Origin of the sequence: Martinezella miluonensis, from assembly GCF_900094545.1 — a bacterium.
GTDB lineage: Bacteria > Pseudomonadota > Alphaproteobacteria > Rhizobiales > Rhizobiaceae > Rhizobium > Rhizobium miluonense.
Map to the genome: position 1 here is coordinate 218,333 of NZ_FMAH01000003.1, position 25,015 is coordinate 243,347.

Here is a 25,015-nt window from a genome sequence, read left to right on the forward strand (position 1 = left end):
CGTCTCTGCAATTTCCAACTTCCGGTCTTGATGAAATACTAATCTTGCGGGGCCGAGCACTCATGTTGATCGGCTCTTGCTAATGCCTGGATGGGAATATCCAGCCGCCTTTAGCTGAAATAGAGCGCGTGACTAGCGGATGCTGCAGTGCAACAGCACTCCTTCATCTACGTCGCCCCTTGCGAGGATAGGGCGATATGAGCTGCATTGCCGATATGTTGCCGGCATTTCGTTGTCCGGCAAACTCGCAGCAGTTGCTCAAAACAACGCTGGGAACCGGAGGATCTCTCCGCGTTCCCAGCGCCAAGCTCATTTCTGTTAGTAAAGGTTCATGCGCGGCTTCTGCCCGCTCATGCAGCGTTCAGTTCTCCATGCGGATCGAGAACAAACTTCGTCGCCGCACCCTGGTCGAAGCTCTCATAGCCCTGTGCGGCGTCTTCGAGCGAGATGATCTTGGCATTGACGATATCGGCAATCGGCAACCTGTCATGCAGGATCGCCTGCATGAGTTGCCTGTTGTATTTGATCACCGGTGTCTGGCCAGTATGGAAAGACTGCGCCTTCGCCCAGCCGAGGCCGAAGCGTAGCGACAGGCTGCCATGCTTCGCGGCAGTATCGACCGCACCCGGATCTTCGGTAACGTAAAGACCGGGAATGCCGATCGAGCCCGCCGCACGCGTGATCTCCATCATCTGATTGAGCACGATAGCCGGCTGTTCGCCACCGGAATGACCTCGGGCTTCGAAGCCGACAGCATCGATTGCGCTGTCCACTTCATTGGTGCCGACGACTTCGGCAATCATCTCGCCGAGGCGATCGCTCTTGGAGAGATCGATCGGCTCGAAACCAACCTTGGCCGCGTGCGCAAGGCGGTCCTTGTTGAAGTCGCCAATCATGACGACGGCAGCACCCAGGATGCGGGCGGAAGCAGCCGCGGCCAGACCGACGGGGCCTGCCCCTGCAACATAGACCGTCGACCCCACGCCGACGCCGGCGCGAACGGCACCGTGGAAACCGGTCGGCAGGATGTCGGACAGCATGGTGAGATCGCGGATCTTCGCCATCGCCTTATCGCGATCCGGGAATTTCAGCAGGTTGAAGTCCGCATAGGGCACCATGACATAGCGCGCCTGACCGCCAATCCAGCCGCCCATGTCGACATAGCCGTAGGCACCGCCAGCGCGTGACGGGTTAACCGTCAGGCAGACGCCCGTATCCTGCGATTTGCAGCAACGGCAGCGGCCGCAAGCCACATTGAAAGGAACCGAAACAATATCGCCGATGTCGAGCATCTCGACATCAAGACCTTTTTCGATGACCTGTCCGGTAATCTCATGCCCGAGCACCAGGCCCGGCATGGCCGTCGTGCGTCCGCGCACCATGTGCTGATCGGATCCGCAGATGTTCGTGGAGATCACCTTCAGGATCACGCCATGCTCAATGCGCCGGCCGTCCGGTGCTTCCAGTTTCGGGTCGTCGATATCGCGAACCTCAACCTTGCCGGGCCGCAAATAGACAACGCCTCTGTTCCCAGTCATGCCATCTCCTCCTTGGTTTAACGCTGATCGTCGTTACTAGCGATCGCTCGCAAGCGCCTTCAGATCGGCCCGCTCCTCAACGGGCTGAACAGCAGCAAAACGGGCACGGATGCCGCGATTTTAGCGACACCCCTGTCCGGAATAGGTATAACCGACCGGACGAGAAGCAAGAGGTGAACGGAGCTTTCCATTCGCCCCCAGATCACTCACCGCGATCAGTCAGGCCTGTCGTCAAGGCTGATGTCCGACTGCGAACTTGCCCAATGGCACTGTCTCGACGGCTTCCGGCCCGTCGGCCAGCACTGTGTTCGAGACACTTAGTCCGATACCATATACGGGACAGCGCCGACCTGCGGCGTGTTTCCCGACTATCCATCGAGGACATCTCGATGGCACCTTGACCACTGCTAGAAGATCACGCCTAGGGGTATGGCGCGCACGGGAAAACGACATCGGTACCCTGCAAGACGACATGGTGCGCTTTCGTCTCCGATCGCGGTCAGAGCAAATGCAGGTTCAGTTCATAATATCCGCGCAGGACGGCGGCACCGAAGAATTGACAGGCAAGACGACGCTCGCTGCATCGCCTGCGTCGAAGATCAGAACCGTTTTCCGGCAAGCCCTCTCCCGGAGGCAAGTTGCCGATGCGACGGCAACTTGCCTAGATCATCGCGCAATCAATTACTTGATCGCCGCATCCTGGGTCGACTGAATCCAGATCGCCACGTCGGCCGGCGCAACACTTCTGCCGCCGACGAGGAAGGTCGCATCAGCTGCGGCAGGTGCGCTCGCGGTGGCACTGCCGTAGTTGAAGGCGAAATGCAGCTTGCCGCGTCGCGAAAGACGCAGATCGCCGAGATCAGGCAGGCTGCCGACATTCGCCCAGGCGAGCGTGTCGCCCATCAGCTTCAGCAGGAATTCGTCGCGCGGAAGCGTTGCGCAGTAGCGCGCCTTTTCATTGCCGATCAGAGCCGGTGAATCGGGGCGATAGTCTCCTTGGAACGTTGCCAGCACTGTTTCCGTCGTCCGGATCGTTTCCCGCCATCTGGTCGTCTGATGGCTGGTATTGCCATAGAGCACGGTCTCAGCCTGAAACGCCGGCAGGGATTCGACACGCGTAACCCGGAAGTCGAGAAGATCGCCAAGCACGCCCGGCGGCAAATCGCCCGGAATATGCATGTCGCGCGTCTTGCTACCGCTGCGGGGACCGAACAGAACCTTCACGTCCGATGCCTTGAGCCGGGCAATAAAGTCCGCATCGGGGATGACGAGATCCGGCGCCACCACCAGTCTGTATCCATCGAGATCGCAATGTTGCCCGATGAAATCGACATCGACACCGAGGCGCGAGATAGCGGAATACCAGTCAAGCGCAATGGCGGAGGCGGCATAGTCACGCCCCTGCGGCAGGGCACGAGTTGCGAAACGTGAGTCATAATCGAGCAACAGCGCGACGGAAGCCTTGCCGCGCTTTTCGCCCTTCGGCAGCCGCTTCATCTCCGCAATGACCTGCGCCACTTCCTTGAAGCCCTGATCCTCTTCGCTGTTGGGCAGAAGAAGGCCGGCATGGAATTGCTCCTGCGCAAACGGCGCCTGCCGCCAGCGGAAATATGACACCATGTCGACGCCGTGCGCATAGGCGAGCCATGTCCAGAGCCGCACCATGCCATCTGCCGGCGACTGATTGTGCGAAGCCCAGTTCACCGGTCCCGGCTGCTGCTCCATCACCCAAACGCGACCACGGCCGACTGCACGATAAAGATCGTGGTTGAAAGCAGGCTGATCGGGGTCGCCGACCCGCAGATAGCGCTGCTTTTCCTCGGCACTCAGCCGGCCATTGATAAGCCCGCCCATGGGATAGACGTCCCACGAGGCGATATCGATGTCTTCGCCGACCTTGTAGTGATCAAAGTCGGTATTCTGCGACATGAAATTATGCGTCACCGGCCGGCCAGGCGAATGGCGGCGAATGATGTCGACCTGCGCCTTGTTGAAGCTCTGCACCTGATCCGAGGAGAAGCGGAAGTAATCGACGAGATGCGTCGGGGTCGGCTCCTCGACCAGATTGTTGGGCAGATCCACCTCGTCGAAGCTGTTGTAATGCATGCTCCAGAATGTGGTGCCCCAAGCGCGGTTCAGCTCTTCCACGGTGCCATATCGTTCGGCAAGCCATTCGCGGAAAGCGTGAAGGGCCGCCCTCGAATAGCTGTGAATCGTGTCGTGATCGCCGTACTCGTTGTCCGTCTGCCAGGCGTGGACGAAGGGATGCGCCCCATAGCGCTGCGTGACCGCCTCGGTGATGCGGGCAGCCTCCAGGCGGTAGCGCTGGCTCGAAAAGCAATAGTGCCGGCGTGCACCGAATTTGCGCACGACGCCACGCGCATCGACGGGGAGGATATCGGGATAGCGATCCACCAGCCACTTCGGAGGCGCGGCCGTCGGCGTGCCGATGATCACCTTCAATCCCGCCTTGCCGAGGACATCGACCGCCTCGTCGAACCATTCCCAATGGAAGACGCCGGATTGCGGCTCGATGCGCGACCAGGCGAACTCGCCGATGCGTACCCAGGCGAGCCCGAGTTCCACCATGCGAGCGGCGTCCTCTTCCCATTTCGCCCGTGGCCATTGCTCCGGATAGTAGCAGACACCAAGCTCCAGCATGCCGGCCTCCTGCCGGCTTGCATCGAAATTGTTCTGTCTGGCGAGCGGCTTGTGCACTGTCTTGTCCTTCATCATTCAAGTCGCCGAACGTCGGGCATTACCCTTGTCGCAGTCGAAATTTAAACGTTTATATCGCCGCCGAAGCTTTCGCGGCTTGATCTCTATTGTGGGGCTGAAGCTTAGCGCGCCGGCAGGCGGGACAAGGTCTCGTCCAGCGCCCCCAGGAACCGATCGCAATCTTCGGTGCTGAACGGTGCCGGCGGCTTCACCTTCAGCACGTTATGGTGCGGGCCTTCGCTGCTGAGCAGGACGCGATGCTTGCGCTTCATCTCCGCGATCACGAAGTCCAGCTCGGCGGCTGCGGGCTCCAGCGTTTCGCGATCACGGACGAGCTCGACGCCGTTGAACAGGCCGTGGCCGCGCACATCGCCGATGATCTCGTGGCGCGCGGCGAGCGCGCGCACACCGTCCATCAATCGGTCGCCGACGACACGGCAATGGTGCATCAGTCGCTCGTCGCGGATGACATCGAGAACGGCAAGACCGATCTCAGCCGAAACAGGATTGCCGCCGAAGGTGTTGAAATACTCCATGCCGTTGGCGAACGAGGCTGCGATGGCTTCCGTCGTCACCACAGCGGCCATCGGATGACCATTGCCGATCGGCTTGCCCATGGTGACGATGTCAGGCACCACGCCCTGCAACTCGTGCGCCCACATATGGCGACCTACACGGCCGAAACCGACTTGCACTTCGTCGGCCAAGCAAAGGCCACCAGCCGCCCGAACATGGGTATAGGCGTCCTTCAGATAGTTGTCGGGAAGGGTCAGTTGCCCACCGGTGCCGAGGATACCCTCGCTGAAGAAGAGAGCCGGCCGCCGACCTTCCACGGCCAAAGCCGCGACCTGGTTGCGCACGTCCTCCGCATATTTGCGGCCGGCATCCGCATCGCCATAGCGGAATCGGCCACGATAAAGATCGGGCATCTCGGCGACGCGAACATGCCGCGGACGCCCTTCTCCGCCCTTACCGTCAAACTTATAGGGGCTGACATCGATCAGGCTCGACAGATGCCCATGATAGGCATGATCGACCGTGATGATATCGTGGTTACGGGTATAGGCGCGCGCCAGCCGGATCGCGAGATCGTTCGCTTCGCTGCCGGAATTGACGAAGAAGCAGACATTGAGCGGATCGGGAAAAAGGCTTGCCAGACGGCGCGAATATTCCACCAGCGAGTCATGCAGATAGCGCGAATTGGTATTGAGCTTGCCGATCTGCGCCTGTGCCGCCTTCACCACGCGGGGATGGCAATGGCCGACGTGGCAGACATTGTTGACCATGTCGAGCCAGCGGGTGCCTTCCTCATCGATCAGATAGGCTCCCTCACCGCCGACGATTTTGAGCGGCGTCGCGGAATAGGCGATGCTGAGCGAACGGCCAATGCGACGATGACGCTCTCGCACCAGAAAATCCTTGTCCCTCGCGACGACGACCGAGGCAGGCTTAGAGAAACCGAAGACCACGCTCGGATCGGGGCTGATGGCCCGCCACACCTGCCATTGGTCGCGCACGCCGACGCCATGCATCTGCGCACCGAGACCGAGATGATCCGTGACGATCTGGAAATGCAGATGCGGGGACCAGTTGCCGTTTTCCGAAGCCTCGCCGAGGGTACAGAAAGCCTCGCCCTTGCCGATCTCCTGCCCCACTGAAAGCTCGATGATGCTCTCACGCGAAAGATGGCCATAGAGGGTCCAGAAGACATCCCCATCATTCGTGCGATGTTCGAGCAGCACCGTAGGGCCAAAGCCGAACTCGACTGCATCATCGTAAATGAAAGTAGCCGTCCCGGCGAAAGGCGCATGCACCGGCTGCTGCGCCCGCCCGAAGAGATCAATGCCAAGATGAATGGTCCGGCGCTGACCAGCCGTCGGCGTCTGATAGGCATCGCTTTTGTAGATGTTGCGATCCTCTCCATAGAGACCGATCGCAAAATCGGCTCCAGCCTGTTCGGCACGCTCTTCGATCAAGCGAGCCGCGCCAGTGGCATCGAGTGACGCCCAGGTGTAAGCATCCGGTCCCGCCGCGGTCAAATCGAGCGCCAAGACCTTCGGCCTCACAATCGACGGCTTGAAGATCCTGGCAAAGTGATGAGCGTTTCGTTCCAGCCAGCGCTCGATGCGGGTGCCATGCGGAATCGGATCGAAGCCGCAGGCATCGCGGATGCGGGCAATCGCCAGCGAGCGGTTTTCCCGCCACAGGCGCTGCAGCTCGCGCCAGACATCCTCCTGGCTCACCAGAAGGTAAGTGTTCTCCGGATTGTCGCGGATCTGCTTTGCCGCCATGCAGATGCTGACGGCATAGCGCGTACAGGTGAGATCGAAGATCAGCTCAGCTTCGATTTCGCTGATGGGATTGACCGAATGATACGCGCCTGCAAGCCGCGCGATTGTATCCACCGGATCTTCCGTACCGATCAGCGCATAGGCGCCGGCAACCGCGATTTCGATGACCCGCCAAGTCTCGACCATATCGCCGAAATCGAGCAGGCCGCTAGCGGCACCGGTCTCGTCGAGCAGGACGTTGTAGTCATTGGCGTCGTTATGGATGACCTGACGCGGGCATCGCTGCAGCCGTGGCAGCACCTCGTTGGCGAAGCGCTCGAGGATAGTCCCGACAACCTCCCGCTTGTCTGCATCGCTGATGAAGATGAGATTTTCCAGATGCATGCCGGCGCGGCCGATATCCCATGCATAAGAGCGTTTGGCGCCCGGGTGGCTGAAGCTTTCGAGGCTGCGATCCATCTCACCAAGCAAGCGGCCGAGCGTAACAACGCTTTGCCTGCCGCGTGTCGGCGATTTCGCCCAGACGCTGCCAGTCAGCCATGTCAATAGACGAGCGGTACGCTTACCACGCAGTTCTGCAGCGATCGCCGTTGCACCGCTTCTATCCGCCAGCGGGCGCGAGATCGGAAGCTGCGGAGCAGCGCGAGCGAGATGATCGAGCACGGCAATTTGCATCTCGAGGTCCTCCGCCTCGGCGGGGGCATGCAGCTTGAGCAGAAAGCGCGCTCCATCCTCCGCCTCGATGCAATAGTTGAGGTCGTGCTCGCCGGGCAGTGCGGTGATCTTGCCCGAAATGCCATAGCTGTCGCGGAGAAGCGCGCCGATCATTTCGATCTCGCCGCCATGTTTTCCGTTCGCGTCGGTCATTGCCCCACCCTTTCTCTTACCAGGATACAGTCCGGCCGTCATAGGCCCGGAAACTGCCGCTGTCGGCCATCGTCGCCGTGTCGATCAGGCCTTTCAGACCCTGCGCACTTTGCGCGATGTCGACGACTGCATCCGGACCGCCCATGTCGGTGCGGATCCAACCCGGATGCAGTGAAATCACGGCAATGCCCTCACGCTGAAAGTCCTGCGCGAGCTTTACCGTCGCCATGTTCAACGCGGCCTTCGAACAGCGGTAAGCATAATCGCCGTCGTCGTCATCCAGTGTCCCCTCCGCAAGCGAGCCGGCGCGGCTGCTGATGTTGACCAACAGCTTGCGCCGTCCCGCGAGGAGATTTGGCTTGAGGGCCTGCGCGACCAGCAGCGGCGCCAACGCGTTGATCCGCATGACCTCCATGAAGTCATCCGCCCGCAGCGACATCAGCCCGCCAGTATCGCCGCGAACCGCCGCGTTGTTGATCACGATGTCGATCGCGGTGCCTTCGAGTATCTTTCCCAAAGTTTCGATCGATACCGCATCGCTGACGTCGAGAGGATAGGGCAGCATCGAAGCGGCCGCTCCCGGCAGCTGCTGGCGTGCGCAAGCCAGCACGCGCCAGCCGTCACCGGCATAGAGCTCCGCAAGCGCCTTGCCGAGACCGCGAGAGGCGCCGGTCACCAGAACCGCACCCAGTTCCTGCGGCCGTGGAGAACTGTTAGCGGTGCTTGACGTCATATTTCTTCTCGATAAGGCTCACGAAGCTTGCGGCAGCAAGCGTCAGCAGGATGTAGAGAACCGCTGCGGAGTTATAGGGCGCAAAGGGCAGGAAGCTTGCCGACTGGAACTCGCGCATGCGCTGCGTGATGTCGCGGATCGACAGGATCGACAGAAGCGACGTGTCTTTCAGAATGGCGATAAGTTCGTTGCCGAGCGGCGGAATGATGATGCGGAATGCCTGCGGGATGATAATCAACCGGGCAGTCTGCCAGCGGTTGAGCCCGATGCTTGCTGCAGCCTCGATCTGGCCGACAGGAATGGCGTTGATGCCGGAACGGAAAATTTCGGCGAGATAGGCCGAGTAGGCCAGTGCCATCGCCACGATGCCGCGCATCAGGTTCGGAGGATCGAACACGCCCTGCGTCGCATCCTTCAAGGCACCGCTCAACGGAAGGCCGACATAGAGAACGATGACCAGCATCGGAATGCCGCGGATCGTATCGACAATGAATTCCGAACCGATCGACAACGGATGGCGACGATGGAGAAAACCGCCAAGGGTCAGGAGGCCGATCACGATGGCAACGACCGAAAAGGTTATTCCGGCGGCGCGGTCGCGATCGTTCAACGCCCGCGTACGCCAGATAACCGGCCAGTCGGACGGAACCGATGCTTCGGGCAGCAAGGCACCGCTGACATCCTGTTTCTTGCCGACAGCCTCGATGGCCTGCGGAGGAGCGACGAAGGTCCTGAGCGGTGTTTCCGTCTTTGGCGCACCCTCATACTGGCCGAAGCGCACTGCGCTGGTCAGCCCCGATGGCGTGTTGGTGACGATGCCGATCTTGCCGCCAAGCGTACCTGCCAGAACGTAGTTGTCACGCGGCTGCAGCAGGAACCAGGTGGAAAGAGCAGCAAGACCAAACGTCATCGCAACAAAGAGGATCAGGCTTGAGCGCGTATAGCGCAGCTTCTGCAGACCGACCCAGAGCAGGCCGAGGACTGCCGCCAGAAGATAGGCCGCAATGGCGGCGCGGATCGTGGTGGCAAGACCGGACGCGAAAGCGATATAGGCAATCAGGAAAACAAAGGCGAGGCCGGCACCGTTGATCACGCCAAGGAGCCACGCACCTGCCCGGCGCACTGCGCTTTCAGCCGGAACCGAGGCACGATTGCCAACGGCAAGCAGGCTGAGGCCGCCCACGAGCAGCACGGCATAGGCCGGCCAGATCCAGGCCTCCACTTGTCGCACCATCACATCGGCCGTCGGCGTCAGCTGACGAGGCGTCACGCCCTTTACCACTAAGTCGGACTTGAAGGGATCGACGCTGTTGGCGACCACCGAGGCAATGAAGGGATGGACCATATCGCCTGCAAGGATCGCAGCGGTCGCGATGAGGCCAAGAAGCGTCACGGTGATGGTCAGGCGCGGCCGCGCAACTTTCGCCCGCGACAGGAAAAGGACGGCAATACCGGATCCGAACGCGGCGGAAAGCAGTAGGAATCCCGGCACGAAAGCCGAAGATCCGGGCTCCACGCCGAGGATGGCCTGCAGCGAACGCTGATAGTCCGGCGAGGATGCGAACAGATAAACGATGAAAGGCAGCGCCGCGAGAATGATCAGGTTGCTGGGCCGCACGCTTTTGATGAACAACATTCCGGCCTCCAGCGCCAGATCGAGCAGATGGTGCCGGGAGCGCGGCGGCGCGCTCCCGGCAAAAACTTACTTGAGGCCCCAATATTTGGCGATGAGCTTGTCCAGCGTGCCGTCCTTCTTGATCTCCTGCAGGCCTTCATTGAAGGCAGCAGCATTCGCGTCGCCCTTACGGAAGACGAGACCGATCGGATCGGATTGCAGTCCCTTGATGGCCGCTACCAGCTGGCCGGCAAATTCGCGCTCATAGGCTGCGGCATTCGCACCGTTGATGACGACGCCGTCGACATCCTTATTCTTGAGCGCGATGATCGCCGCGCTGAACGTGTCGTAGGCACCAACGTTTTCCTTGCCGACGAGACCCTCTGCTACCTGGGCATCGGTCGTATTGGCCTGCGCCGAAAGCTTGCGCCCCTGCGCCTTGAACTGCTCGAGCGTCATACCCTGATCTTCTGCGCGCGTCAGGATGACCTGGCTGTTGACGATACAGGGATCGGAGAAATCCATGGCCTTCTTGCGCTCGTCGGTAATCGACACGCCAGAGGCCACGAGATCGAAATTGCCCTGATCGAGCGCAGCGAAGATGCCATCCCAGCCCGTCGTCACGAACTCGGCCTGGCAATGGATCTTGGTGCAGATGGCGTTGACGACATCAAGGTCGAAACCGACGATCTGGCCGCTCGCCGGATCGATGCTCTCCATCGGCGGCGAAGTTGTATCCGAGCCGACCTTGAGCAGCTTGCCGCCGAGATCGGCGGCCTGAGCAGCGCCCGCGGCCAGCATGGCAAACGCAAGCGTCACGACAAATTTCTTCATTTCTTCCTCCTCAACGTCGGCACAGCCATCCAGGCAGGGCGCGACAAACCCCTAATGAAGATCCCAACTCCCCGGTGCTACCAGTCCGATCTTCGTTTCTCACTCCGACTTCCTAACAAGGAATATAAACGTTTTCAATATCAATATAAACGTTTTTATTTTAAATCCACAAAGCCATGAAAGAGACCGCATGGAACAAAAACCCAGAGCAATACCGCTCTGGATGTCTGGAAGACATGCCGGATATCGAGGGGCGCGATATGGAAAAAGCGGTGGGATCAGCCGCGAGGCATCAGGCGATCGTCCGAACGCTCGATCAGCTTCGGCATGATGAGGACCTGGAGGCTTTCCGGAGACTCACCTTCCATGCGGCGCAAAATATAGGTCCCAAGCAGTTCGCTCGGCTCATGAATCGGCAGAAAATAGGTGGTGATCGGAGGAGCGAAATATTGGCTCACATTGAGATCATCGGTCGCGTTGATCACAGCGTCGCGTCCGTGCACCAGACCGCGTTCATGGAAGCCGGAAAAGGCACCGAGCGCTGAGGCTTCATTGGCGCAGATATAGGCCGTCGGCGGATCAGGCAGACGGGACATCGTCAGCACGCTTTCCCGACCAAATGCGGGCGTCAGCCGACCGTGAACGACGAGTTCGGGATCGAAAGGGAGATCCGCGATTTCGAGCGCAAGCCGATAGGCATCGAGCCGGGTGATGGCATAGGTGAGATCGGACATTGGATTGACGAGCGCGATGCGGCGATGGCCACGCTCGACAAGCCGTGCGACCGATCGGCGGATCATCTGCTCATTGTCGGCATCCACATAGGCGTGCGGATCGTTGTGGATCGTCGTGCCATAGGTGACGAACGGAAAATCGGCCTCCTGCATGATGCGGACGCGCGGATCATCAGCATGCGTGCCGGAAACGATAATGCCATCGGCCTTCTTCAGCGAGACGATCTGCCGGATAGCGGCCAGGCTCTCTTCGAAAGAGCGCACGGCATAGAGGGAAACACGATAGGGGCTTTCTTCGAGCGCCCACGAAATGCCGCTGAGGAGCTGGGCGTATTCGACACCTTCCCATTCCTGCTGCTTTGGTCCGGGCGCCGTCATGATGGCAGCGACCTGATAGGTCTTGCCGGTTCGCAGCTGCACGCCGTGCATGTTCAGCTCATAGCCGACACGCTCTGCAGCGGCCACGACGATCGCTCGGGTTTCCGGGCGAACCTGTGGCGAATGCTTCAAAGCTTTCGATACGGTGGCGATCGAAAGGCCCGTTTCCTGCGCGATAGTCTTGATCGTCGGTCTCTGCATGCAGTTCGGCTCGCTACGACTGATTCCTGCCAAGGGAGGCGGCCAAGAGGATATAGATCGCGGATGCCCAAGCGAAAGCCCGGTCGCGCAATCCTCTCCTCCGACCAAGCATCGGAGTTTTCGGCCATATCGCTTTTAGAGCCGGGAGAACAGAACTTTTCCGCGATTGTCCGCGCTATTTCTATCTCTCCTTGCCGACACTTCGGTTCGAACTCACTGGCGCGCGTCGCGTTCAAGGGTGTTTTGCAAGGCTCCGGCATTCTTGACACCAGCTTGAGAAATCCGAAATGGAGCGGGGATTTGTGCCGGCATTCGAGGGAGCAGCACGACATCTGCAGACCATGCGCAGACTATACATGAGGGAAGCCTGGCCGGCGATTTGCCGCCGGCCAGGCTTATACTTGTCAAGCGGCTCTCTTCAGCGCATCGCCGACCACGGAGACGATCGTTTCGATCTGAGCGCGTTCGATGATGAGTGGCGGCGACAGTGCGATGATGTCGCCGGTCACGCGGATCAGCAGCCCCTTCTGGAAGCAATCGACGAAGACGTCGTAAGCACGCGTGCCGGGCGCGCCGTCGCGTGGGGCGAGCTCGATCGCGCCGACGAGGCCGAGATTGCGGATGTCGACCACATGCGGCAGTCCCTTCAGCGAATGCAGCGCATTTTCCCAATCGCTCGCCAGCTCGCTGGCACGTGTCAACAGGCCTTCCTCCTCGTAGACTTCCATCGTTGCAAGACCAGCGGCGCAGGCGACCGGATGCCCCGAATAGGTATAGCCATGGAAGAGCTCGATCTGGTTTTCCGGGCCGGTCATGAGGCCATCATAGACCTTGCGGCTGGCGAAGACCGCACCCATTGGGATGGTACCGTTGGTGATGCCCTTGGCCGTCGTCACGAGGTCGGGAACGACACCGAAATAGTCTGTTGCGAAGGGCGTGCCCAGGCGGCCGAAGCCGGTGATCACTTCATCGAAGATCAACAGGATGCCGTGTTTGTCGGCGATCGCCCGCAGCCGCTCGAGATAGCCCTTCGGCGGCAGAATGACGCCTGCGGAACCGGACATCGGCTCGACGATAACGGCGGCGATGGTTTCCGCGCCGTGCAGCGCCACCAGCCGCTCGAGATCCTCCGCAAGCTCGATGCCATGCGCCGGCAATCCCTTGCTGAAGGCGTTGCGCTCGACATCAAGCGTGTGGCGCATGTGGTCGGCCGGGATCTGCGGGAAAACGCGGCGGTTGTTGACAAGGCCGCCGACGGAAATGCCGCCGAAGCCGACACCATGATAGCCCTTTTCGCGGCCGATGATGCGGGTGCGGGTGCCCTGCCCGATCGCACGCTGATAGGCGATGGCGATCTTGAGCGCGGTATCGACGGATTCGGAGCCAGAGCCGGTGAAGAATATGCGGTCGAGCCCGGCCTTCGGGCCGCCTGGCGCGTGTGCGGCAAGCTTTGCGGCGAAGTCGAAGGCGATCGGGTGTCCCATCTGGAAGGTGGGGGCGAAATCCATCGTCGAAAGCTGACGCTCGACTGCCTGGGTGATCTTCTTCCGGCCGTGGCCGGCGTTCACGCACCAGAGGCCGGCCGTGCCATCCAGCACCTTGTTGCCGTCAACGTCGGTGTAATACATGCCATCGGCCGCAGCCAGCAGCCGAGGCGACGCCTTGAACTGGCGATTTGCCGTGAACGGCATCCAGAAATTGTCGAGAACCGGGGTGTTGGTGTGGGTGATCTTGTCCATCGTCGCCTCCGTTGCGCTGCCACTGACATCATTGATTTTCCTGCGCCGAACAAGTCCTTTTCTGTGCTGATTTAAGCTATTGATATTACTGATGCGATGTGTAGAGTTTTCAATATTTCGAACACCTGAAACGCGGGATCACAATGTCCGTCGATATCGGCAATCGGCTTCGCCATTTGCGTCTGGCGCGCAGCCTTTCGCAGCGCGAGCTTGCCAAACGCGCCGGCGTGACCAATTCGACGATTTCGCTGATCGAATCGAATTCGGCCAATCCGTCGGTCGGTGCACTCAAACGGATTCTCGACGGCATCCCGATCGGCCTTGCCGAATTCTTCGCTTTCGAGCCGGAGGCGCCAAAGAAAGCCTTCTATGCAGCCGAGGAACTGGTCGAGATCGGCAAGGGTCCGATTTCCTATCGACAGATCGGCGAGAACCTGTTCGGTCGCAGCCTTCAGATCCTGAAGGAGTGCTATCAGCCGGGAGCCGATACCGGCAAGGTGCTGCTTGTGCATGAAGGAGAAGAAGGCGGCATCGTTTTGTCCGGTCGCCTCGAAGTTACCGTCGACGACGAACGGCGCATTCTCGGACCTGGAGACGCCTACTATTTCGAAAGCCGCCGCCCGCATCGTTTCCGCTGCGTCGGCCCGGTTCCTTGCGAGGTCATCAGCGCCTGCACGCCACCAAGCTTCTGATTACTTTTGAGCTATTCGCCTTAGTCCTAAGGATTTCGACGGAAGTAGATGCTGGCAATGCTCATCACGCAAACGCATAGCGGCGAAGCCGCGGGTTATGTCCTTAAGCTCGCTCAGATTGGCCGGCGGGAGAAAAGCCGGCTTCGCTCAGGATTTGCTGCCCACGCGCCGACAGTAGAAAATCCCTTAAATGTCTCGTTTCCATGTCCGCATCTCTGCGAATTACCACGCCATATTCGATGAGCGGCTGAAATTCGCCGGGAATCTCGACGACGCTGAACGATGGATCCTGCTCCAGCAGGCGCGCGTTCGAATAGTAGCTCATCATGAGATCGACCTCCCCGTCGGTTATCAGATAACCGGCACCCTTCCCCGGTGGCGCCGGCGGCGAATTGCGGCCGCCGACCAACTGGCGCGCCTGGGATTTCATGCTCTCGCCCTTCCCCGGATAGCGGGCTTCGGCGAGATCAAACACCTCGAAGGCATAGTCGCCGCCCGGATCGTCGCCCGGCGTCGATGTGCCGATCCTCACGGCGGGGGCGGACAGAACTGAGAGAAAATTCTCTGTTGTCAGGCCAAGATCGGCCCGGGCAAGCACGCACAGCCGGTTTCGGGCGAAGCATATGGGATCTTCCGTCAAACCGGCGGCAGCAAGGCGCTGCGGATGTGCCATATTGGCGGAAGCGAAAAGATCGAATCTTGCGCCCGCCTCGATCTGCTCGCGCAACAATCCTGCCGGTCCGAGCGTCAGCGAAACGGCAATGCCGGTTTCCTGACCAAAAACTCCGATGATCGCCGGGAAAGCATGGCGCAGACTGCCGGCGGACAGGACATGAACTGCATCATTCACGGGCGATTTCCTTTCCTATTCCTTTGCCTGAACAGCGGTACGAAAGCCGTTTCCATGAGTTCGCCACTTCCGAGCACCGTCGAACGGACCGGAACACCATAGAGCGCTTCAAGGTTGGCCTCGGTCATCACGTCGTCGGTGGAGCCGAAGACCGCCTTCGCCTGATCGAGCATGAGCAGGACTTTGTCGGCAACGGCCACGGCGTGGTTTGGCTGATGCGTCGTGAAGGCAACGGCCAACCCCTCGCGATCGGCGAGCATGGCGAGCAACGAAAGCACCACGTCCTGGTTCTTGAGATCAAGCGCCGAAGCTGGTTCGTCAAGCAGCAATACTGCGTTCTCACCGGCGAGCGCCCGGGCTATCAGCACGAGTTGACGCTCGCCGCCGGAGAGCGCCTCGATATTGCACCGCGCATAGTCGGCCATGCCGGTGGCATCCAGTGCCACCATCGCCTTCTCGACATCGGCCTTGCGCGGCGTCTGGAAGAGGCCGATGTGGCGAGCGCGGCCCATCAGCACCACATCCAGCACCGAATAGGGAAATGAGCCGGAAAATTCCTGCGGCACGAAACCGGTCCGCTCGTTCCGCTGAATGCGGCCTGACGTCGGCTTTTGAAGCCCGGCCAGCACGCGCAGCAAGGTCGATTTGCCGCGACCGTTCGGCCCCAGGATAGTAACGATCTCCCCAGCGCTCAGCTCAAAGTCGAGATCGCGAAATTGCCAGCGCTCGCCGTCGTAGGACTGGCTCGCCCCAATTATTTGCAGCCTGACCGGATCAGAAGCCACGCGCGCCTCTCTGGGTCTGCCACAACACAAGAGCGAAGACGGGCGTACCGATCAGCGCCGTGAGAATCCCGAGCGGAATTTCCGAACCTGTCGCGGTCCGCGCAACGGTGTCAATGATCAACAGATAAAGCCCGCCGATCAGCAGAGAAGCCGGCATCATCACACGATGATCCGGGCCAACAAGCATGCGCGCCATATGCGGCACGACAAGCCCGACCCAGCCGATGATGCCGCTGACGGCAACCTGCGCCGCGACGATGCAGGAGACGAGTATCAGGATCAGCCAGCGCAGCGGCTCGACATTAACGCCGAGCGCACGGGCATCCTCGTCGCCGATCGACAGCAAGTTGACGCGCCAGCGCAGACCCAGCAACAGCAGGCCACAAATCACGACCGGACCGATAACCAGCGAGAATTTCTCCCAGTTGGCCGTAGCAAAGCTGCCGAGCAGCCAGAAGACCATGGCCGGCAGCTTATCCTCGGTGTCGGCGAGATATTGGACAAGACTTACCAGCGCCCCGAAGAAGCCGCTGACGACGACGCCTGCAAGCACCAGCGCCAGGATGTTGCGGCGGGCGACGATGCCGTTCAACGCATAGACGATGATGAGAGCGGACAGCCCGAAGGCAAAGGCTGAGCCGAGCAGGCCATAACGCGAGAAACTTAATAGGATGGCAAGCGTGCCACCGAAAGCGGCCCCGGAGGAAACGCCGACGACCTGCGGCCCGACCAGAGGATTCCGGAACACCCCCTGCAGCGTCGCCCCAGACAGAGCGAGGCCCGCGCCCGTCAACAGCGCCAGCAGGATGCGCGGCATGCGCACCGTGAAGACGACATTGGCCTCAGTCGCCGTTACGGGCACTGCAGGTGCCGAGATCGGCGACCAGAGAATTTCGACGACCCGCAGGAATGGAATGTCGTAACGCCCGATCCCGAGCGAGACGACCGCAGCGACCGAAAGCAGGACCGCCAACACAGCGATAACAGCCTGTAGCGCCCGCCGCGGGAAAGCGCCGGCGCTCATTGCGCCGCGCGATAATCGGTGCGGTAGAATTCCTTGTAGTAGGCATCCGCTTCCTTCTGCATGTCGATATCCTTGAAGCGCTCGGGATAAAGCTCCCTCGCCATCCAGAGTTCGCCGAGCGCCATGGCCTCCGGCATCGGATAGCCCCATGCCTTGGCATATTCCGGCATCAAATAGATACGGCCATTCTTGACGGCATCGATGGTCTGCCAGGAGGCAGCCTTCTTGATGTCACCAACGACGGCGGGATAGCGCTCCTGAACGAAGATGACGGCCGGATCCCATTTCAGCACGTCTTCCATCGTCACCTGCTTGAAGCCGCTGATCGAATTGGCCACGTTGCGGGCACCGGCGCGCTCCATCATCAGGCCGGTATATTTACCGCGGCCGTAAGTCGTAAGGTCGGGATTGGCCATATAGACCGGCACGCGCTTGTCTTCCGAAATATCGGCAAGGCGGTCGGCAACGAGCTTGCGGGTCTTCTTGGTGACCGCAATCATCTCCTCGCCCTTGTCCTTGCGACCGAGAACATCGGCGATGAGCCGCACGCCGGTCGCAAAGCCGGAATCGATCGCAGCCGGCTCATCCTTGACAGAGGGATTGAGCTTGACGGCTTCTTCCGGCGGGACATCAAGAAGCGAGATCGCCACGACGGGAAGGCCGGCATCCTCGATCTGCTTCACCATATCGGCTGGTGCATAATTGGTCACGAAGACCACGTCCGGCTTCAATTTCAAGAGCTCTTCGATATTGACCTTCGTCAGGCCGCCCGGCATCGGCAGATTGGGCAGTTGCGGCGCCAGCCGTACATAATTGGCGCCCAGCTGCTTCTTCCATTCGTCGAGAACGCCGACCACCTTGTCCATCGCATCGAGCTGAACCGCGATATTGAGCGTCTGATGCTGCAGGATGACGATCCGGTTGACTGTGTCCGGAATATGCACCTGACGGCCGATCTGGTCGGTGACGATACGGTCGGCCCAGGCGGGAGCGGAAAACAGCAAGCTAGCGAAAAGGAGGGAAATTTTCGCAATGAAAAGCAGATGGCGACGGCGCATGGAATTCTCCTGAAAGGGTGCCAATCGCTATCATTATATTTCTGCGTATACAACGGTCCTGTCGCGCAGAAGTACACTCTCGCTCCGACGGTACATCGGGGGCGAAGCCTCAGAAATATTTCAACTTTCTGAAATAGCGCAGCATGCCACTCTCGGAACGACAAAGGCGCGAGGTGAACCCCGCGCCTTATTGGAAGTCGTTGAAATTCAGCGGCAAATCACCGCGTTTCAAGTATCCGCATCAACCGGCCGCGATAGCTATCGAGAATGACTGCCAGCACGATGACGGCACCGATGACGATCGGCTTGATGTTGTCGTCAGCACCGAGCAGCTGCAGCCCCGTGGACAGCACCTGCAGAATGCAGGCACCCACCAGCGTGCCGACGATCGATCCCTTGCCGCCCGAAAGGCTGGTTCCGCCGATAATGACTGCGGCGATGGCATTCAGTTCATAGCCGATACCAGCGACAGGGCTGCCGACATTGAGGCGCAGCAGATAGACCATGGCTGCAATGCCCGCCGTCAGCCCGGAAATCGTGAAGACCGCGATCTTGATCTTTTTTGGCTCGTGCCCCGACAGTCGGACCGCCTCCTCATTGGTGCCGACCGCGAAGACGAAGCGGCCGAACACCGTGTAGCGCAGCACAAACCAACCGATGAGGACGACGACGACCGCAATCAAGAAGATCGATGGGAGTATATCCCAGAAGATCAGGTTGCCGAAATCGACGAAAGGCTGCGGCAGGCCGGTGATGGTCGAATTGTCGCTGACAACACGCGCAAGACCGCTTGCAACGTTCAGCATGCCGAGCGTGACGATGAAGGACGGAAGCTTCCACTTCTCGCACACCCAGCCATTGATCGCGCCAAGGACGGCGCCCGTGCCCATGGAGGCGAGCGACGCCAGAATGATCGCCTGCCATGGAGAAAGCCTGGGATCGACCATGATCGTCGCGCCGATAACAGTGCAAAGGGCAAGCAGCGAGCCGACGGAGAGATCGATGCCGCCGACGAGGATGACGAAGGTCATCCCCGAGGCAAGCACGGTGTTGATGGCGATCTGTACGAAGATCTTCAGAAAATTCTCCGGAGTCGCGAAATATGGCGCGGTGGCCGAGAAGAATATCAGGATCAGAACGAGGGCGATCGTAACGCCCGCCTCCTTCATCGAGATTCGAATGAGCTTGTCCCAGAAGCTGCTCTCTTTCGCCTCGGTCGTTTGTTCAATGTTGCCGGACACGACTGTACTCCTTGTAAGCGAGTGAGAGGATCCTGCTCTCTTCGAATTGGTCCCGAGCTATTTCTCCGGCGATCTTGCCGTCCGACAGAACGATGATGCGGTGGCATATGCCGATGAGTTCCGGCAGGTCTGAAGAGACGACCAGAACGCCCTTCCCTTCGGCGGCGAATTTCCACAGAAGATCGTAGATTTCGGCCTTTGCCCCCACATCGATGCCGCGGGTCGGCTCATCGAAAATCAGCACCTTCGGGCCGCGGAACAGCCATTTGGCAATGACCACCTTTTGCTGATTACCACCGGAAAACGTCCTGACTATCTGATGAATGGAGGGCGTTTTTATTCGCAACTCCCGTACAAGACGCTGCGAATAATCATCCTCTATCTCTCGACTGATCAGACCGTTACGGGAGACCTTGCCGAGATCGGTTATCGTGGTGTTTTCGGCGCAGCTCATGTCGAGCATCAGGCCCTGCATCTTGCGATCTTCTGTCGCCAGGCACAGCCCGGCGGCAACCGCGTCCTTCGGAGAGCCGATCTCGACCCGTTCGCCATTGATGCGAATTTCCCCGGCAGCCTTCGTATCGGCACCGAATATGGCGCGAACCGCTTCCGTCCGGCCGCTGCCGACCAGGCCGGCAATGCCGACGATTTCGCCTTTGGCGACGGAAAATGACAGCTCCGGGCTGTTGCGCGTGACCTTCAGGCCGGAAACCCCGAGCGCTTCGCCGGATAGGACGCTGTCACCGCGAAACGCACCATGATCCGAGAGTGTCCGCCCGACCATCAGTTCGACGATTTGCGGGATGCCCAACCCTGCAAGCGGCCGCGTGATGACATGCTGGCCATCGCGAAGGACAGTCACATCGTCACCGACTTCGAAGATCTCTTCCAGCCTGTGGGAGATGTAGAGCGTCGTGACGCCACGCGCTTTCAGCCGCTTCAGAATTTCGAAGAGGCGATCGACTTCCTTGGAGGTCAAGGTCGCCGTCGGCTCATCAAGAACGAGAAGTTTGCTTTCGTAGCAGAGCGCCTTGGCGATCTCGAGCAGCTGAAGCTGCGCAACGCTCAAGCGGCTCGCCAGCGTCGTCGGCGCCACATCGAGGCCAACCTCGGCCAGGAGTTCAGCCGCCCTGCCGTTCATTTCCTTGTAGTTCACCAGGCCGTATCGGCGAGGGAGATGCTCGAAGAGCAGATTTTCGGCAACCGTGAGATTGGAAAGAGGATGCAGTTCCTGATGGATGACACGAATGCCTGCCTTGAACGCCTCCAGCGGCGAGGATGGATCGTAACGCTGGCCATCAAACAGGATGTGGCCGTCGTCCGGCCTGAAAACACCCCCGAGCAAATTGATCAGGGTGGACTTTCCGGCACCGTTCTCACCAAGCAGAATATGTCCCTTGCCGCGACCGATCTGCATGGAGACATTCCTGAGCGCCACGACGCCCGGGAAGCGCTTGCCTATTCCGTCCAGCTTCAGGATGAAATTATCGTCAGTGCCTGACACGTCCACCTCATGCATGTTCTATTTCGAATGGGAGATGGTCACCCTTCCGCGCTGCGTGCACCGGGACGGTTCGGAAACGGCCTGTCCGGAGCAACGAGCAGAGGAAGCGGTCGGTAATGGATTGCGCCGGTCAGAAACCGGCGCCACCCTTGGCCTCAAAGCCGATAGTGTAGACTATTTGACGTCCTTGGTGGTGACGAGCTTGATGTCAGTCTTGACCCAGCCGCTGAATTTCTCACCGCCAAGTTCGCGAAGTCCGTACTTGATGCCCATGACAGCCATTTCCGCGCCGTACTGCTCGACGGTGGCGAGCATCTTGCCATCCTTGATCAGCGGCTTGACCGGCGGAATGTTATCGAAACCGACAACCTTGATCTTGCCGCTCTGTCCGGACGCATCCAGCGCCTTGACGACGCCGAGGGCCATGGAGTCATTGGCAGCCATAACACCCTGAATATTTTTATACTTCGTCAGGAAATTCGTCATGACGGTGTTGGCTTCTTCCGTCTCCCAATGCGCGGTCTTGCTGTCGAGAAGCTCAAGCTTGCCGCTCTTGATGGAGTCCACGAAGCCTTCCTTGCGCTCCTTGGCGTTGTCGGCCTCCGGATTGCCTTCGAGGATCACGACTTTTGCACCTGGCCCCAGATCCTTGGCAAGCGCGTCGCCTGCAAGCTTGGCGCCTTCCTTGTTGTCAGGCCCGAAGAAGGCGAGATCGATACCGGCTGCCTTCTTCGCGTCGGCATCGAGCGGCACGTCGATGTTGATGACCTTGACGCCGGCCTTCACGGCCTTTGCAAGCGGGGTGGCCATAGCCTTGGAATCGGCCGGCGCGACGACGATGATGTCGTATTTCTGCGTCACGAAATTCTCGACGGCATCGACCTGCGCGGCAAAGTCACGCTCGTCCTTCATGCCGACGGCCTTGAAGTCGAACTTGTCCTTGTTCTCAGCCGCATATTTGTCGGCGCCGGCCTTCATCTGCTTGAAGAACTCATTGGACAAGGATTTCATGATCAAGCCGACCTTGGGCTTGCCGGCAGCAAAGGCGGGCGACACGCCGCAGGACAATGCAAGCACCAACGTGCCTGCGAGACCGAGCTTCAACGCAGCGCGACGCGGCGCATTGAACAAGACGGATTCATGCTTAGTGGAATTGGACATTTCTTTCCTCCCGAACGGCTCTGGGCTCAGCTCCACCTGAGTTGTCGGCGACAATGAACCGTTTCCAACATCTATTGGGTAGCAATGCCTCCGAAAATTGTCAAGGCGCCATAAACCGGCCTAAAAACAGCATGGATTGCAATTTTTATCATATGCTGCAGTATGTACATTGAACCGTTTCCAAAGGGCATCCCGCTGTTTCCGTTGCATGAGCGCGGCGGCAGGCAAATTTAGGATGCGGCGCTTTGATGAAGGCGCTAGAGACCGCTATCTGCAAGCCCGGCTCAGACGCCTTTTGCGGCGGCTGAAGACGAAGATGAAGGACATGTGTTGCCGTTATGCCAAAGGTCGGGATTCGAGACGTTGCCAAGCTCGCCGGAGTGTCTACCGGGACCGTTTCGAGAGTCTTGAATGACCATCCCTCCGTCACGCAGGAAGTGAGAGCGCGTGTCAGCGGCATCATAAAGGACCTCGGCTATTTGCCCGATCCGTCCGCAAGAAGCATGCGCAGCAAGGTCAGCCGCCTCATAGGCATCGTCATTCCGGATCTGACCAATCCCTTCTTCTCGGAACTAGTCCAATCTGCCGAGCAGGCCGCTGCAAAGCACGGTTACAACATCATCGTCATGACGTCCTTCGATCATGCCGCAAAGGAGGCGGACCGGATCGGGCAGCTGACAAGCCGGAAGGTCGATGGCATCATCCTGGTGCCGAGCAACGATTTCCATACACTGAAGCTGCCGAAGGGACTGCCGATCGTCGTCGTCGATCGCCTGATGCCCGGATATTCCGGGATCGCTTCGGATCATCGCAGCGGGGTTAGGCTTGGCATCGACTATCTTTTGAAGCTTGGTCATCGCCGCATCGGCTTCATTTCAGGCCCTCAGCATTCCGTTCCCGCCAATGATCGCCTCAAGGGCTATCTCGACGCAATGAAGCAGGCGGGAGAAGGCGGACGATTGGCGGAGCCGCCGCTGATCGCCGAGGCGGGCTTCGACTATGAAAGCGGCCGCTCGGCCGGAAATTATCTTCTCGCGCGTGCCCGCAACGAGCGCCCGACCGCCATCTTCGCAAGCTCGGACCAGCAGGCGATCGGCTGCATGAGGGCGGCCTATGATCTGGGTATCCCAGTACCCGCGGCCCTTTCCATCCTGGGCTTCGACGGCATTCCGCTCTCCAGCATGACGATACCGCGCCTGACGACCGTGAAGCAGCCGATCCAGAAGATTGCGGCAGCAGCAGTGGAGGTTCTCTTGAATGAACAACCCGTACCGAGCGTCGATGACCCTGTGCTGTTCGCCTGCGAGTTGTCCGAAGGCGAGACGACGGCGGCGCCACAGCCCGACTAAGGTTGCGCCATTGAAATAGGGCAACCCGATCGCAATCTGGCATGTGATACTCAATCTTGAAGGCGTTTTGTCGTGACAGCAAGATCTATTCCGCGCTCACATATCCAGACAGCCCGTCTCCTGCTCCGGCCGACATCGGAAACAGACGCAAACCGGGCAGTGGAAATCCAGAGCGATTGGAATGTGGCACGCATGCTGAGCAACGCCACCTATCCTCCTGATCTAAAGGATATAGCAGACTGGTTTTCCAGCCATGGGCGAGAATGGGATGAAGGCACAGCCTATCGTTTCGCCATCGAGCGGGAAGGAAGAATGATCGGGATCGTCGATGTCGACTGCATTGTCGGTAGCGAGGGCAGCCTTGGCTATTGGCTGGAAAGATCGGCCTGGGGCAAGGGCTACGCCTTCGAGGCAGCGCAAGCGCTGATCGGCTTCGTCTTCTCGAAAGTCAGTCTTTCCAACCTGGTATCCGGTCATGCATCCGACAACCCTGCATCGGGCCGCGTGCTGACAAAGCTGGGCTTCACGCAAATTGACAGCAGAGAACTTTTCTCGCGGGCACGCCGCGAGACCATAGTCCAGTGCTGTTATACGCTTGCACGCTAGGTGCCGCGACGCGACCAGCTCTCGACTTCCGAGGTAGAGCGCAAGCCGCATCCTTGCTCAATCAGACTCTCGTTACAGCTCGATTTCGTAGACCTGTTCATGCGTCGCAACGAAAGCCTTGCCTTCGGGCGTCACCCAGCCGCGGAACATCCCCGGCGTATTGTATGGCGCAACGGCGACACCCTGAGCGTCCACCGCGATCAGCCCCGCGCCTATCTGATATAGCGCCAGATCATGGTTGATCAGCGTATCCGTCGCCGTCTCGATGTCCTGCCGCAGATAGGCGATGCGAGACGCCACCTCGTGCCCGACGACATAGCGGATGAAGAACTCGCCCTTGCCCGTGCCTGAAACCGCGCAGACGCCATCGCGTGCATAGGTGCCCGCACCGATAACCGGGCTGTCCCCCACGCGCCCGTCAGGCTTGTTGGTGTAACCGCCTGTCGAGGTCGCGGCGGCGAGATGGCCGTTCGCGTCGAGCGCTACGGCTCCGACCGTGCCGTGCTTCTCGTTCTCCGTCGCTTCCGTGCCGGCGGCAGCATGGCGCTTCATGGCTTCCAGCGCGTCAACCCGCTTCTGCGTGGTGAAATAGGATTGCGGCTCGACCTGTAGACCCTTGGCTTCGGCAAAACGGTCGGCTGCAGGGCCGGTCATGTAGACGGCACGGCCATCTTCCATCAGCGCGCGGGCAGCCTTGATCGGATTGCGGATCGCGCAAGAGGCACTGATGGCGCCGGCCTCCAGCGTTGCCCCATCCATGATCGATGCATCGAGTTCGTGCACGCCGTTCTCGTTAAGTGCGGCGCCGTGGCCGGCGTTGAAATGCGGGCTGTCTTCCATCACCACGACAGCGGTTTCGACCGCATCGATCGCGCTGGCACCGGCCTTCAGCCGCGCATAGCCCGCGCGCAGGGCGGCGGCCAGATCACGGCGCGCACCTTCCCATTCCTCCGGCGTCATGCTGTCTTCCGGCATGACACCGCAACCACCATGAATAGCCAGTGCAATTTTCGTCATTTTCCACTCCGATCCGGTGCCGGGATACCCTGCCCGTTGATCACCGCTCTCACGAATGATGCCCGACCTTGGAGATCGGA

General features: G+C 59.8%; 19 protein-coding genes. 3 read left to right on the plus strand and 16 right to left on the minus strand.

Features of this window, described 5'->3' with window-relative positions:
* Window positions 1-350 precede the first annotated feature (350 nt).
* From fdhA to aptA, 8 genes are all read right to left on the minus strand, one after another.
* Window positions 351-1,538 (minus strand): formaldehyde dehydrogenase, glutathione-independent, encoded by a 1,188-nt coding sequence (gene fdhA / locus GA0061102_RS05030; protein ID WP_092844613.1) that lies wholly within the window; start codon window positions 1,536-1,538, stop codon window positions 351-353.
* Between the two features lie 681 nt (window positions 1,539-2,219).
* Complete coding sequence (locus GA0061102_RS05040; protein WP_167667912.1) at window positions 2,220-4,256, minus strand: beta-galactosidase; 2,037 nt, start codon at window positions 4,254-4,256, stop codon at window positions 2,220-2,222.
* 122 nt (window positions 4,257-4,378) lie between these two features.
* Window positions 4,379-7,414, minus strand: a complete 3,036-nt coding sequence (locus GA0061102_RS05045) for an aminotransferase class III-fold pyridoxal phosphate-dependent enzyme (protein WP_092844617.1) — start codon at window positions 7,412-7,414, stop codon at window positions 4,379-4,381.
* A 16-nt stretch (window positions 7,415-7,430) separates the two neighbouring features.
* Window positions 7,431-8,147, minus strand: a complete 717-nt coding sequence (locus GA0061102_RS05050) for an SDR family oxidoreductase (RefSeq protein WP_092844619.1) — start codon at window positions 8,145-8,147, stop codon at window positions 7,431-7,433.
* The gene (locus GA0061102_RS05055; protein ID WP_092844621.1) at window positions 8,128-9,783 is read right to left on the minus strand and encodes an amino acid ABC transporter permease; all 1,656 of its coding nucleotides are present in this window, start codon (window positions 9,781-9,783) and stop codon (window positions 8,128-8,130) included. Before GA0061102_RS05055 ends, GA0061102_RS05050 begins: the two co-directional genes overlap by 20 nt.
* A 66-nt stretch (window positions 9,784-9,849) precedes the next feature.
* Window positions 9,850-10,596: a transporter substrate-binding domain-containing protein gene (locus GA0061102_RS05060; protein ID WP_092844623.1), complete on the minus strand. Its 747-nt coding sequence runs from the start codon at window positions 10,594-10,596 to the stop codon at window positions 9,850-9,852.
* A 278-nt stretch (window positions 10,597-10,874) separates the two neighbouring features.
* Window positions 10,875-11,909, minus strand: coding sequence for a LacI family DNA-binding transcriptional regulator (locus GA0061102_RS05065; RefSeq protein WP_092844625.1), 1,035 nt, complete (start codon window positions 11,907-11,909; stop codon window positions 10,875-10,877).
* A 404-nt stretch (window positions 11,910-12,313) separates the two neighbouring features.
* Window positions 12,314-13,648: an omega-aminotransferase AptA gene (gene aptA / locus GA0061102_RS05070; RefSeq protein ID WP_092844627.1), complete on the minus strand. Its 1,335-nt coding sequence runs from the start codon at window positions 13,646-13,648 to the stop codon at window positions 12,314-12,316.
* A gap of 143 nt (window positions 13,649-13,791) precedes the next feature.
* On the opposite strand from aptA, the gene GA0061102_RS05075 reads away from it, so the two are divergent.
* On the plus strand, window positions 13,792-14,340 hold the full coding sequence (locus GA0061102_RS05075) for a cupin domain-containing protein (RefSeq protein ID WP_092844629.1): 549 nt from the start codon (window positions 13,792-13,794) through the stop codon (window positions 14,338-14,340).
* Between the two features lie 103 nt (window positions 14,341-14,443).
* Here GA0061102_RS05075 and GA0061102_RS05080 read toward each other — a convergent pair whose 3' ends face one another.
* The 7 genes from GA0061102_RS05080 to GA0061102_RS05110 form a co-directional block, all read right to left on the minus strand.
* Window positions 14,444-15,190 carry a molybdate ABC transporter substrate-binding protein gene (locus GA0061102_RS05080; protein WP_092844631.1) on the minus strand — a complete coding sequence of 249 codons (747 nt, stop codon included), beginning with the start codon at window positions 15,188-15,190 and terminating at the stop codon, window positions 14,444-14,446.
* Window positions 15,187-15,975: an ABC transporter ATP-binding protein gene (locus GA0061102_RS05085; protein ID WP_167667905.1), complete on the minus strand. Its 789-nt coding sequence runs from the start codon at window positions 15,973-15,975 to the stop codon at window positions 15,187-15,189. The genes GA0061102_RS05080 and GA0061102_RS05085 overlap by 4 nt, the downstream gene beginning before the upstream one ends.
* Window positions 15,965-16,999, minus strand: a complete 1,035-nt coding sequence (locus tag GA0061102_RS05090) for a FecCD family ABC transporter permease (protein WP_092844633.1) — start codon at window positions 16,997-16,999, stop codon at window positions 15,965-15,967. The genes GA0061102_RS05085 and GA0061102_RS05090 overlap by 11 nt, the downstream gene beginning before the upstream one ends.
* Entirely contained in the window at window positions 16,996-18,057 is a 1,062-nt protein-coding gene (locus tag GA0061102_RS05095) for an ABC transporter substrate-binding protein (RefSeq protein ID WP_092844635.1), read from the minus strand. Before GA0061102_RS05095 ends, GA0061102_RS05090 begins: the two co-directional genes overlap by 4 nt.
* Before the next feature lie 218 nt (window positions 18,058-18,275).
* Window positions 18,276-19,298, minus strand: coding sequence for an ABC transporter permease (locus GA0061102_RS05100; protein WP_092844637.1), 1,023 nt, complete (start codon window positions 19,296-19,298; stop codon window positions 18,276-18,278).
* Window positions 19,282-20,817 (minus strand): sugar ABC transporter ATP-binding protein, encoded by a 1,536-nt coding sequence (locus GA0061102_RS05105; protein WP_092844639.1) that lies wholly within the window; start codon window positions 20,815-20,817, stop codon window positions 19,282-19,284. Before GA0061102_RS05105 ends, GA0061102_RS05100 begins: the two co-directional genes overlap by 17 nt.
* A gap of 159 nt (window positions 20,818-20,976) precedes the next feature.
* Window positions 20,977-21,963, minus strand: coding sequence for a sugar ABC transporter substrate-binding protein (locus GA0061102_RS05110; RefSeq protein ID WP_092844641.1), 987 nt, complete (start codon window positions 21,961-21,963; stop codon window positions 20,977-20,979).
* 338 nt (window positions 21,964-22,301) lie between these two features.
* Here GA0061102_RS05110 and GA0061102_RS05115 point away from each other — a divergent pair, with 338 nt between their 5' ends.
* Window positions 22,302-23,312 carry a LacI family DNA-binding transcriptional regulator gene (locus GA0061102_RS05115; RefSeq protein WP_092844643.1) on the plus strand — a complete coding sequence of 337 codons (1,011 nt, stop codon included), beginning with the start codon at window positions 22,302-22,304 and terminating at the stop codon, window positions 23,310-23,312.
* Between the two features lie 72 nt (window positions 23,313-23,384).
* Window positions 23,385-23,918: a GNAT family N-acetyltransferase gene (locus GA0061102_RS05120; RefSeq protein ID WP_092844645.1), complete on the plus strand. Its 534-nt coding sequence runs from the start codon at window positions 23,385-23,387 to the stop codon at window positions 23,916-23,918.
* 72 nt (window positions 23,919-23,990) lie between these two features.
* Here the strand turns inward: GA0061102_RS05120 and GA0061102_RS05125 are convergent, their stop codons facing one another.
* On the minus strand, window positions 23,991-24,935 hold the full coding sequence (locus tag GA0061102_RS05125; protein ID WP_092844648.1) for an isoaspartyl peptidase/L-asparaginase family protein: 945 nt from the start codon (window positions 24,933-24,935) through the stop codon (window positions 23,991-23,993).
* Window positions 24,936-25,015 lie beyond the last annotated feature (80 nt).